At 74.7% G+C, this 2484-nt stretch carries 3 protein-coding genes; all 3 read left to right on the top strand.

The window, feature by feature from the left end; translation table 11 throughout:
* A partial coding sequence (gene tsaB / locus I5E_RS00960; protein WP_022905353.1) for a tRNA (adenosine(37)-N6)-threonylcarbamoyltransferase complex dimerization subunit type 1 TsaB occupies positions 1–649 on the top strand: 649 nt, incomplete at its 5' end.
* Positions 646–1221, top strand: coding sequence for a ribosomal protein S18-alanine N-acetyltransferase (rimI, locus tag I5E_RS20825; RefSeq protein WP_031260922.1), 576 nt, complete (start codon positions 646–648; stop codon positions 1219–1221). The genes tsaB and rimI, both read left to right, overlap by 4 nt.
* On the top strand, positions 1214–2263 hold the full coding sequence (tsaD, locus tag I5E_RS00970; protein ID WP_031260925.1) for a tRNA (adenosine(37)-N6)-threonylcarbamoyltransferase complex transferase subunit TsaD: 1050 nt from the start codon (positions 1214–1216) through the stop codon (positions 2261–2263). The genes rimI and tsaD overlap by 8 nt, the downstream gene beginning before the upstream one ends.
* Positions 2264–2484: the final 221 nt, after the last annotated feature.

A 2484-nucleotide genomic window follows, 5' to 3' on the forward strand; every position in this document is an offset into this window, starting at 1 on the left:
GCAGCACGCCTACGATGGACGGGTGCTGCTCGCGATCGACACTCCGCCGGGAACGTCCGTCGCCCTGGTCGACCCGGCCACCGGTCGACCCCTCGCGACCCGGAGCACCGAGGACAGCCGTCGCCACGCCGAGGTCATCGGTCCGTTCCTCGCCGAGGTCCTCGCCGAGGCCGACGTCACCCCGGCGGGCGTCACCGCCGTGGTCGCCGGGATGGGGCCGGGGCCGTTCACCGGCCTCCGCGTCGGCATCGCGGCTGCGCGCACCTTCGCCGCGGCACGCGGTGTCCCCCTCCTCCCGCTGGTCAGCCACGACGCGGTCGCCGCCGACCAGGACCGCCCCGGGCCCTTCGTCGTCCTGACGGACGCGCGTCGGCGCGAGGTCTACTGGAGCGCCTACGACCAGACCGGCACGCGCGTCGCGGGGCCGGGACTCGCCAAGCCGGCGGACCTCGACGAGGCGATCCGCGCCTCCCGGCCCGACGCGGTCGACTGGGACCGGGTCACCGCCCGGTCCATCCCGGCCTGGAGGCTCGGTGCGCTCGCCGCGGACCGGCTCGCCTCCGGCACGCCCTTCGCGGACGACACGCCCCGATACCTGCGCGATCCGGACGTGACGATGCCGGGTGCGCCCAAGCGGGTGAAGCAGTGACGCTGCCCGACGGGCTGCGCCTTCGGCGCGCGCACCCGCAGGACCTCGACGACGTGATGTGGTTGGAGCACGCGTCGTTCCCGACCGACGCGTGGTCGGCGTCGCAGATGTCCGGCGAGCTGTACTCGCCGCACGGCCACTACGTCGTCGTCGAGACGACCGACGACGGGGCACCGACGATCGTCGGGTACGCCGGGCTCTCGTCCCTCGCCGGCAACCCCGTCGCGGACATCCAGACGATCGCGGTCGCCGCGGACCAGCGAGGGAAGGGCATCGGCCGCGTGCTCTTCACCGAGCTCCTCGACGAGGCACGGCGGCGCGGTGTGCACGAGGTCTTCCTCGAGGTGCGGGCCGACAACCCCGTCGCCCAGGCGATGTACACCGCGTTCGGGTTTGAACGGATCGCGGTGCGTCCGCGCTACTACCAGCCGGACGGCGTCGACGCGTGGGTGATGCGGGCGGCACTCCGCCCGACCGCTCCGGACGGCCCCGCCACGCCCGGGACGCCCGGCACCTCCGGCACGCCCGCGTCGGGCGTCGGCCCCATCGGACAGGAGGCCCTCGATGGCTGAACCCCTCGTGCTCGGCATCGAGACGAGCTGTGACGAGACCGGCGTCGGGATCGTGCGGGGTACCACCCTGCTCGCGAACGTCATCGCGTCGAGCATGGAGGAGCACGCGCGCTACGGCGGGGTCGTGCCCGAGGTCGCCGCACGGGCGCACCTCGAGGCGATGACGCCGACGCTCTCGGCCGCGCTCGAGCAGGCCGGGGTCACCCTGGACGAGATCGACGCCGTCGCGGTCACCGCGGGCCCCGGGCTCGCCGGTGCACTCATGGTCGGGGTCGGCGCGGCCAAGGCCCTCGCGGTGGCGACGGGCAAGCCGCTGTACGGCGTCAACCACCTGGTCGGACACGTCGGCGCCGACGTGCTGCGGTCGGACGGTTCGGAGATCGACCTGCCGACGGTGGCGCTCCTGGTGTCGGGCGGGCACACGTCCCTGCTCCTCGTGAACGACCTCGTCGGGGACGTGGAGCTCCTCGGCGAGACGATCGACGACGCCGCCGGCGAGGCGTTCGACAAGGTCGCGCGGCTCCTGGGACTGCCGTACCCGGGCGGGCCGCAGATCGACCGGGCGGCGGCGGACGGCGACCCCACCGCGATCCGGTTCCCCCGCGGGCTCACGCTGCCGAAGGACATGGCCGCGCACCGGTACGACTTCTCGTTCTCCGGGCTCAAGACCGCCGTCGCGCGGTGGGTCGAGCGGTGCCGCGACGAGGGGCGCGAGGTCCCGGTCGCCGACGTCGCCGCCAGCTTCCGCGAGGCCGTCGTCGACGTGCTCCTCACGAAGGCGCTGCGCGCGTGCGAGGACACCGGGGTGCACCGGCTGCTGCTCGGCGGGGGCGTCGTGGCGAACGCCCGGCTGCGGGCCGTCGCCGAGGAGCGCTGCGCTCGGGCCGGGGTCGCCCTCCGGATCCCGCCGTTCGACCTCTGCACCGACAACGGCGCGATGATCGCCGCGGTCGGCGCACGGCTCGTCGCCGAGGGGCACGCGCCGAGCGACCTCGGGATCGCGGCCGACTCCACGCTGCCGGTGACGACCGTCCAGGTCTGACACACACGTCGCCCCCACCGGTCCGGCGCTGACGCGCGGGGTCTCGCCCGGTCTCCGGACGGGTGTCTGTGGGAGGATTCACGAAGGGCGCCGACGAACGACGCGCCCGAGAGGGGTGGACGGTGTCCGATCAGAACCAGTGGCCGAAGCCGGGCGAGACGCCGGACGGCGGTGCGTCCTCGTCCCCGTCGAGTGCGGCCCACCCGGAGTCCGGGCCGGGC

The sequence above is a fragment of the Curtobacterium sp. B18 genome (assembly GCF_000333375.1).
Lineage (GTDB): Bacteria > Actinomycetota > Actinomycetes > Actinomycetales > Microbacteriaceae > Curtobacterium.

What these genes read in the sequence shown, in the direction of transcription:
- tsaD (WP_031260925.1), top strand. Translation starts at nt 1,214, where the DNA reads ATGGCTGAACCCCTCGTGCTCGGCATCGAGACGAGCTGTGACGAGACC.